We start from the raw sequence: 8,175 nt of genomic DNA, 5'->3' as shown, positions 1-8,175 counted from the left end.
CCACGTTGTCGGCGATCGTGGTCGTGCCGCCCGGTCCCCCGTTTTTGGCGCTTGTACCGGTAGAGGTGCTGCTGGCGGTGTCGGTGCTGGCCATCTGATCCTCCAGAACGAAGAGGGGAAATGTCTGTGAGTGGCCCGGCGACGTGGCAGCGAGCGCTGCCCGCATCGCGGTGGGCACTCCCTCATCCACTGTCCTCCGGACCTCGCAAAGCCGCCATTCGTGTGGTTTCCGGTGGCCGCCCGTTCGGTCCATCACCGCATGCGGAGCCGCCACGGGGTCGGGAGGCTGGGGAACATGTCAGAGCAGCGTGCCGGGCATGCCCGGACCTCCCGATCCACCCGTTCCTCCGCGGGCAAGCAGCGCCTGAGGGGAGCGGAGGAGGCGGCCGAACGCGCGTGCCAGAGTCTGGGAAAGCTGATCAGGCACCGGCCCGAAGGCGTCTCCGCGGTCTCGCGGAACGACGACGGCTGGCACGTCGACGTCGATGTGCTGGAGCTCCCGCGCATCCCCGACACCACCAGCCTGCTCGCCACCTACGAGGTGGACATCGATGAGGACGGCTCACTGCTTCAGTACCGCAGAGTCCGTCGCTACCGCCGCGGCCAGGCGGACACGTGAGCGCTCAGAACTGGACCCAGATCCCGAGAGACGGTCATTCCTTGAGCACATACAGCGAGGAGGTTGTCCGCGTTCCCCGCGCCGGCACCCTCTACGACGTCCTGGAACTCATCCTCGACCGCGGCATGGTCATCGACATCTTCGTACGGGTGTCTCTGGTCGGCATCGAAATCCTGAAGATCGACGCGCGGATCGTCGTCGCCAGTGTCGACACCTACCTTCGCTTCGCCGAAGCCTGCAACCGGCTGGACCTGGAGAACGATTCGACCAGCAGGACGGTGCCGGAGCTGTTCGGCGGCGGTATGACGAAGAGCGTCGGCAAGGCCGGGGCGAAGAAGGCCGCGCGTTCCGTGGGCGAGAAGGTCAAGAAGGCCGTGGGCCCCGGCGGCGACGATGACGAGGACGAGGACGAGCCGGAGGAAGAGGAACGCCCCCGCAGGTCCAGGACATCCCGCTCCAGGAGCTCCGAACGAACCCGACGCCGCAAGGAAGAGCGCTGACCCATGACCGCTTCAGGTATCTACGTGTACGGCATCGTGGGCCGCTCCCATCCTCTTCCCCCCACCACCGACGGCATCGGCGAGCCGCCCGCACCGGTGCGGCTGCTGCCGGTCGGGGACCTCGCTGTCGTGGTCAGCGCCGCGCACCCGGGGCTCAGGGCCCGGCGACGCGATCTGATGGCACATCAGAGTGTCCTCCTGGCGCTGGCCGAAGCCGGCCCCGTGCTGCCGATGCGCTTCGGCATGGTGGCGCCCGACGAGGCGGCGGTAGTGGCGGGCGTCGCCGCACGCCGCGACGAGCACGCCGCCGTTCTGGAGCGGCTGGACTCCCGCGTCGAGATGAACGTCAAGATCATGCCGGTGCAGGACAACCTGGCCGCACTGATCCGTGAGGACCCGGTGGTCCGGGGAATTCGCGAGGAGACGCGCCGCCACCCCGGTTACGAGGCCAACGTCCGGCTCGGCGAGGCGGTGGCGGCGGGTCTGCGGCGCAGGGCCGCGGAGGCGGCGGCCCTGCTGCCGCCCCAATTCGCCGGGATCGCCGACGACATGTGTCCGGGGCCGGACGTGGAGGGGTGCGTCCTGAACGCGTCCTTCCTCGTGCCCCGGCGCGAAGAAGGACGTTTCCGCGGTGTCGCCGAGCGGTTCGCCGCGGACCATCCGGACCGTCTCGAACTGCGGGTGACCGGCCCGCTGCCCTGCTACAGCTTCGTGGCCCGCGAACCCGTCCCGGCCAGGGCCTGACATGGGTCTGCTCTCCGGTGTGCTCCTTCTCCCCCTGGCGCCGGTACGCGGCGTGGTCTGGATCTCCGACCGGCTCATCGACGCGGCGGAGGCGGAGCTCTACGACCCGGCGGTGATCCGCGTGCGGCTCTCCGAACTGAACCGCGCCCTGGACGACGGTGAGATCGACCTCGCGCGCTTCGAGGCCGAGGAGGAGCGCCTGCTGGACATTCTCGACAGGAAAACCCCGGTACCCGTATCTGGAGTGAGACCGTGACGGAACTGGACAGCTGGACCACGGAGTCCCGGTCGCACCCGCCCGCCACGGCCAACCTGGCCGAGATCCTGGAGCGGGTGCTGGACAAAGGCATCGTCATCGCCGGTGACATCAAGATCGACCTGCTGGACATCGAACTGCTGACCATTCGCCTGCGGCTGTTCATCTCGTCCGTGGAGACGGCGAAGAAGGCGGGCATCGACTGGTGGGAGACCGATCCCGCGCTGTCGTCGCGAGCCGCCCACGACGCGCTGTACGAGGAGAACAAGCAGCTGCGCGAGCGGATCGAGGCTCTGGAGGGCGACGACTCCCAGGAAGCCGACGGCATCCCGCGGGCCGGTGGCAGAAGGGAGCTGCGCCGCCGATGAACGCCGTCCCGCACCCCACGTCAGCGGCCACGTCAACGGCGACGACCTCGGCATCGGCCTCGGTCGAGGGCATCGGCTCTCACGCCACGTACGTCTTCGCCGTCTGCCGATCGGACCACCCCGGGGCCTTCTCCTCCGCCGACGGGCACCCAGGTGGCGGGCCGCTACGCCTCCTGGCAGTCGGCTCGCTGTCCGCCGTGGTCCAGGACGTACCGGCGGCGGAGTTCTCCGAATCGGCGCTGCGCGAGCGGCTCGGCGACGCAGCCGAACTCGAACGCTGCGCACGCGCCCACCACGGCGTCGTCACCGCCGCCTCCGCCTGCGGCCCCACCGTGCCGATGCCGCTGGCCACCCTCTACCTCGGCGACGAGCGGGTGCGCGCGGCCCTCGGGGAGAACCGGGAACGCTTCCGCCTGGCGCTGGACCGCATCGCGGGCCGGGCCGAATGGGCAGTCAAGGTCCACCTGACACACGCCGGCACGACGGCCACGTCCGCCGCGCCCGGCACTTGGGAGCCCGCCGCCCCCGGCGCGGACCCCGAACCTCGACGTGTCTCGGGCCGTGACTACCTGGAGCGTCTGCGCAGCCGCCGGCACCTGCGCGAGCAGCACCGGGAGAACGCAATGGCCGCGGCCGAGCAGGTGGACGTAGCCGTACGGAAACTGGCGGTCGGCACGGTCCCCCGCCGGCCGCACGGCCCCGGGGTCACCGGCAAGGACCGCACCCAGATCATGAACACGGCCTATCTGATCGCCGAGGACAGGAGCGAGGAACTGACGGCCACGATCGCCGGGCTCCGCGCGTCCCCGGAATTCGACGGCATCGAGATCGACGTCTCAGGGCCCTGGGCCCCTTACTCGTTCACGGACGGAGGAGATCTTGCAGGGCACCCGTAACCCCGTTCCGTGGCAGGGCCCGGAAGCCACGGCCCCCATCGGCGTCCCCCTGGTCGACCTGCTCGACAGAGTGCTCGGTACCGGTGTCGTCATCAGTGGGGATCTTGTGATCGCCATCGCGGACGTTCCGCTGGTCCGGCTCTCCCTGCACGCCCTGCTGGCATCCGTCAGCGAGCGCGTTCCCGCGCCGTGGGCCGACAGCGGGCCCCTGTGAGCGACACCCGTGTGGACATCGATCCGCACAGCGCGGGCCGCGATCTGGCCTCTCTGGTACTGACCGTCGTGGAACTGCTCAGACAGCTGATGGAACGCCAGGCGATCCGCCGCTTCGACAGCGGAGAGCTGACGGAGGAACAGGAAGAGCGCGTGGGGACCACCCTGATGCTCCTCGACGAGCGCATGACGGAACTCTGCGAACTGCACGGTCTGCGCCGCGAGGACCTCAACCTGGACCTCGGCCCGCTCGGAAATCTGCTCTCCCACGAAACGCGCTGACGGACCGCCGTCCCGGCCTCCCCGCGCGGGGGCGGTGTCAGCCGCCCGATACGTCCCGCGTCTCCAGCGGGCGGACGGCCGGCCCCTGGAGGACCGAGCCGTCGACGCCGAAACGCGAGCCGTGGCACGGACACTCCCACGCCGTCTCGGCACCGTTGAAGGCCACCAGGCACCCCAGATGCGTACACCGCGCGGATACGGCTTGAGCCACGCCATCCACGTCCCGGTAGACGGCGCAGCGCTGTCCGTTGACACGTACCACCGCTCCGGTGCCCGGCGGGACCTGCGCGACCGAGTCCACGTGCGTGGTGCGCAGCCGGTCGCCGACGAAGTGCCTGGCGACATCGGCCTGTTGCTTGAGCAGGGCGGGCGCTTCGCGGATGGTGCTCGCCAGCCGGCGCGGGTCGTAAAGGGCTGCCCACGGCGGCTCCTCGCCCCGGACGAGGTCGGTCAGCAGCCGACCTGCCATGACGCCGCCGCTCATCCCCCATCCGCCGAACCCGGTGGCCACGTACGTGTGGCGGGAGCCGACGTGGAAGGGGCCGACGAGGGGGACGGTGTCGGTGGAGTCGTTGTCCTGGGCGGCCCAGCGGTAGGCGGTGGCACCGACAGGGAATCTGGCGCGCATCCAGGCGTCCAGCCGCCGGAACCCCTCGCGGGGGTCGCCCGTGCCGGGCGTGAAGCTCTCGCCGGTGACGATGAGCAGGCGGCGGTCGTCGTCTAGCGGTGCGGTGCGCACCGACCGCTTGCCGTCCTCCCGCGTGATGTACATGCCGGTCGGCGCGATTCCGGCGGCGATCGGGGCGGCGACCACCAGTTCCCTGCGCGGGGAGAGCCGCGCGAAGGTCAGGGCCCTGTCGAAGACGGGGAAGTGAGTGGCGATCACCACGTCGCGCGCCGTGACGGTGTGGCCGGACTCGACGGTGACCCGGCAGGGGGTGCCTTCCGAGAGGCCGGTGGCGCGCGAGCGTTCGAAGATCAGACCGCCCTTGGCCCGGAGGTCGGCGGCAAGGGCGAGCAGGTACTTACGGGGGTGGAACTGCGCCTGCGCGTCCGCCCGGACGGCGCCGCTCACCTCGTAGGGCAGATCGGTGCGGTCCACGTACGCCGCCGCGAGCCCGGCCTCCGCGGCCGCTTCGGCCTCGGCCCGCAGTTCGGGAACGGCGGCGGGTTCGGTGGCGTAGGTGTAGGCGGGGGCGCGCTCCAGGTCGCAGGCGATGCCGAGCGTGGCGACGATCTCGGCCACCCGTTCCACCGCGCCCTGCTGCGAGCGCGCGTACAGCCGCGCGGCGTCCTGGTCACGTGTCCGGCGCAGCCGGTCGTATACCAAGGTGTGCAACGCCGAGACCTTCGCGGTGGTGTATCCGCTGACCCCGGCCGCGATCCGGTCGGCCTCCAGCACGGCGACCGTCCTGCCGGTGCCGGCCAGCTCCCACGCCGTGCTCAGCCCCGCGATGCCGCCACCCACCACGACCACGTCAACGGTGACGTTCTCGTCCAGCGCCGGGTGATCGGTGGCACCGGCGGTCGCCATCCAGAAGGATTCGGCCTGTCCGGGCAGGGGCTGTGACTCGGTCATGTCAGCCTTTCAGAACGTGCTTCCGATCGGTCGCGAGGCGTCCGCGACGGGCCATCCAGGTACCCGGCGCCCGGGTACCGACACACCGTAGGTCGTGGCCTCGCGCTGCTCCGGGACGCCGGGGCGTGGTGCCGGCGGATTGCCCCGCGGGAACGCGACCGCCCGGACGCGGCACGCGGGGGCCTGGAACCTGGATGGACCGACACGGACATGATCCGCGACGCCGACCAGCACTCCGTACTCCGCGAACTGCCGACCCTCGTCTCCAGGTTCGCGCGCCGGGAACTGACGCGCTCGGAGTTCTCGGCGACGGGCCTGCTCGGGCCCGGCGGCCGTGCGGCGGAAGCGCGCCGCGCCTCGTGAGGGCGGTGGGCCGCCCGGGCTCCCCGTACGCGAGCGGCTCGGACGGGTGTCATCCCCGTGGTTCCAGGCGGACGACGATGCCTTTGGAGGTCGGTGTGTTGCTGGTGTCGGCCACGCTGTCCAGCGGTACGAGGACGTTAGCCTCCGGGTAGTAGGCGGCGGCGCAGCCGGGGGCCGTGGGGTAGGAGACGAGGCGGAAGTCCTCGGCGCGGCGTTCGGTGCCGTCCTGCCAGACACTGACCACGTCCACCTGAGCACCGTCCTCGAATCCGAGGGCGCTCAGGTCGGCGGGGTGGACGAGCACGATCCGGCGGGATCCCTGGATGCCCCGGTACCGGTCGTCGGTGGTGTAGGGCACGGTGTTCCACTGGTCGTGCGAGCGCAGCGTCTGGAGCAGGAGATGGCCTTCCGGGGCGCTCAGCGCCTCGAATTCGTTGCGGGTGAACAGCGCTTTACCGCTGGGAGTGGGAAAAACGCCCTCGTTCACCGGGTTGGGAAGTTCGAAGCCGCCCGGCTTGCGGACCTTGGTGTTGAAGTTGTCGAAGCCGGGCACGACCCGCGCGATGCGGTCCCGGATGTTGCCGTAGTCCGCCTCGAAGTCCTCCCAGGGCACGGGCACTTTGTCGCCGAGTGTCCGGCGGGCCAGCCTGCTGAGGATCGCGACCTCGCTGAGCAGATGGCTGGACGCCGGTTCCAGGCGCCCGGACGAGGCGTGGACCTGGCTCATGGAGTCCTCGACGGTGATGAACTGCTCCTCGCCGTTCTGGCAGTCCTTCTCGCTGCGCCCGAGGGTCGGGAGGATCAGTGCGGTGTCGCCGCAGACCGTGTGGGAGCGGTTCAGTTTGGTGGAGATGTGCGCGGTGAGACGGCACCGGCGCATCGCCTTCTCGGTGAGGTCGCTGTCGGGGGCGGCCCGTACGAAGTTGCCCGCGAGTCCGAGGAAGACCCTGGCCCGGCCCTCCAGCATGGCCCGGATGGAGTCGACCGTGTCCAGCCCGTGGTGGGCGGGCGGGGTGAAGGAGAACTCGCGTTCCAGCGCGTCCAGGAACGCCTGGGGCATCTGCTCCCAGATGCCCATGGTCCGGTCGCCCTGGACGTTGCTGTGTCCGCGCACGGGGCAGACTCCCGCGCCGGGCCTGCCGATGTTCCCCCGCAGGAGCTGGAAGTTCACCAGCTCGCGGATGGTGGGCACGCCGTGCTTCTGCTGGGTGAGTCCCATCGCCCAGCAGACGATGACGCGCTCGCTGGCCAGGACGCGGTCCCGCAGCTCCTCGATCTGGTCCCGTGCCAGGCCGGTGGCCGCCAGGACGTCCGGCCAGGAGACGGTGGAGCGGATGTGCGCGGCGAACTCCTCGAATCCGGTGGTGTGCCGGTCGATGAAGTCCCGGTTCAGGACCGTCCCCGGCGCGGCGTCCTCGGCCTCCAGCAGGAGCAGGTTCAGTGCCTGGAAGAGGGCCAGGTCGCCGCCGAGCCGGATCTGGAGGAACTGGTCGGCGATGTTGGTGCCCCGGCCGACCACCCCGCGCGGTTTCTGCGGGTTCTTGAAGCGCATGAGGCCCGCTTCGGGCAGGGGATTGACGGCGACGATCCGCCCGCCCCCGCGCTTGGTCTCCTCCAGTGCGGAGAGCATCCGGGGGTGGTTGCTGCCCGGGTTCTGACCCACCGTCAGCACCAGATCGGCGTGGTGGATGTCCAGCAGGCTCACGTCGCCCTTGCCGATGCCCAGCGTCTCGTGCAGCGCCGCGCCGCTCGACTCGTGGCACATGTTGGAGCAGTCCGGCAGGTTGTTGGTCCCCAGGGCACGGGCGAAGAGCTGGAGCACGAAGGCGGGTTCGTTGCCGGCCCGGCCCGACGTGTAGAAGATCGCCTCGTCCGGGGAGTCCATGGACCGCAGCTCGTCGGCGATCAGGCCCAGGGCGTCGTGCCAGCTGATCGGCTCGTAGTGGTCCGCGCCCGGCCGCTTGACCATGGGCCGGGTGAGCCGGCCCTGCTGGTTCAGCCACCGGTCCGAGGCGCGCGCCAGCTCGGAGACGGAATGCCGCCGGAAGAACTCGGGGGTCACGCGTCGCGTCGTGGCGTCGTCGTTCGCGTGCTTGGCGCCGTTCTCGCAGTACTCGTTTCTGTGGCGCTGCCCCGGCGCGGGGTCGGGCCAGGCGCAGCCGGGGCAGTCGAAGCCCTTGGTCTGGTTGATGTCGAGCAGGTTCAGCGCCGTACGGCGGGCCGACGTCTCCCCGAGGGAGTACTGGACGGCGTGGGCGACCGCCGGGACACCGGCGGCCCATGTCTTCGGCGGGGTGATCTTCGCCTTTTCGCCGCCCGGGTCACCGTTCGATGATTCCCTCAACGCCTCAACCT

11 protein-coding genes are annotated in these 8,175 nt (G+C 70.5%); 9 read left to right on the top strand and 2 right to left on the bottom strand.

Annotation, left to right across the window (positions count from 1 at the left end):
- Positions 1 to 295 precede the first annotated feature (295 nt).
- The 8 genes from ACFWHU_RS24890 to ACFWHU_RS24855 are packed head-to-tail and all read left to right on the top strand — an operon-like array spanning position 296 to position 3,878.
- Positions 296 to 619 (top strand): gas vesicle protein, encoded by a 324-nt coding sequence (locus ACFWHU_RS24890; protein ID WP_387227265.1) that lies wholly within the window; start codon positions 296 to 298, stop codon positions 617 to 619.
- A gap of 41 nt (positions 620 to 660) precedes the next feature.
- Complete coding sequence (locus ACFWHU_RS24885) at positions 661 to 1,119, top strand: gas vesicle structural protein GvpA (RefSeq protein ID WP_387227263.1); 459 nt, start codon at positions 661 to 663, stop codon at positions 1,117 to 1,119.
- A gap of 3 nt (positions 1,120 to 1,122) precedes the next feature.
- Positions 1,123 to 1,863 carry a GvpL/GvpF family gas vesicle protein gene (locus tag ACFWHU_RS24880; protein ID WP_387227261.1) on the top strand — a complete coding sequence of 247 codons (741 nt, stop codon included), beginning with the start codon at positions 1,123 to 1,125 and terminating at the stop codon, positions 1,861 to 1,863.
- A gap of 1 nt (position 1,864) precedes the next feature.
- A complete protein-coding gene (locus ACFWHU_RS24875) occupies positions 1,865 to 2,119 on the top strand; it encodes a gas vesicle protein GvpG (RefSeq protein WP_387227259.1) in 255 nt (84 codons plus the stop codon).
- Complete coding sequence (locus ACFWHU_RS24870; protein ID WP_387227257.1) at positions 2,116 to 2,487, top strand: gas vesicle protein; 372 nt, start codon at positions 2,116 to 2,118, stop codon at positions 2,485 to 2,487. The genes ACFWHU_RS24875 and ACFWHU_RS24870 overlap by 4 nt, the downstream gene beginning before the upstream one ends.
- On the top strand, positions 2,484 to 3,383 hold the full coding sequence (locus tag ACFWHU_RS24865; RefSeq protein WP_387227255.1) for a GvpL/GvpF family gas vesicle protein: 900 nt from the start codon (positions 2,484 to 2,486) through the stop codon (positions 3,381 to 3,383). The genes ACFWHU_RS24870 and ACFWHU_RS24865 overlap by 4 nt, the downstream gene beginning before the upstream one ends.
- Entirely contained in the window at positions 3,367 to 3,597 is a 231-nt protein-coding gene (locus ACFWHU_RS24860) for a gas vesicle protein (protein ID WP_023536998.1), read from the top strand. Before ACFWHU_RS24865 ends, ACFWHU_RS24860 begins: the two co-directional genes overlap by 17 nt.
- Entirely contained in the window at positions 3,594 to 3,878 is a 285-nt protein-coding gene (locus ACFWHU_RS24855; RefSeq protein WP_242573490.1) for a gas vesicle protein K, read from the top strand. Before ACFWHU_RS24860 ends, ACFWHU_RS24855 begins: the two co-directional genes overlap by 4 nt.
- Positions 3,879 to 3,915: 37 nt before the next feature.
- Here ACFWHU_RS24855 and ACFWHU_RS24850 read toward each other — a convergent pair whose 3' ends face one another.
- Positions 3,916 to 5,457, bottom strand: a complete 1,542-nt coding sequence (locus ACFWHU_RS24850; protein ID WP_387227252.1) for an FAD-dependent oxidoreductase — start codon at positions 5,455 to 5,457, stop codon at positions 3,916 to 3,918.
- Between the two features lie 210 nt (positions 5,458 to 5,667).
- Here ACFWHU_RS24850 and ACFWHU_RS24845 point away from each other — a divergent pair, with 210 nt between their 5' ends.
- Positions 5,668 to 5,820: a hypothetical protein gene (locus ACFWHU_RS24845; RefSeq protein WP_387227250.1), complete on the top strand. Its 153-nt coding sequence runs from the start codon at positions 5,668 to 5,670 to the stop codon at positions 5,818 to 5,820.
- A 49-nt stretch (positions 5,821 to 5,869) separates the two neighbouring features.
- Here ACFWHU_RS24845 and ACFWHU_RS24840 read toward each other — a convergent pair whose 3' ends face one another.
- Positions 5,870 to 8,164: an FdhF/YdeP family oxidoreductase gene (locus ACFWHU_RS24840; protein ID WP_387227248.1), complete on the bottom strand. Its 2,295-nt coding sequence runs from the start codon at positions 8,162 to 8,164 to the stop codon at positions 5,870 to 5,872.
- Positions 8,165 to 8,175: the final 11 nt, after the last annotated feature.

Source organism: Streptomyces sp. NPDC060366 (assembly GCF_042725135.1).
Classification (GTDB): Bacteria; Actinomycetota; Actinomycetes; order Streptomycetales; family Streptomycetaceae; genus Streptomyces.
The sequence above is the reverse complement of the archived record's forward strand: the minus strand, read 5'-3'. Positions and strand labels throughout refer to the sequence as shown.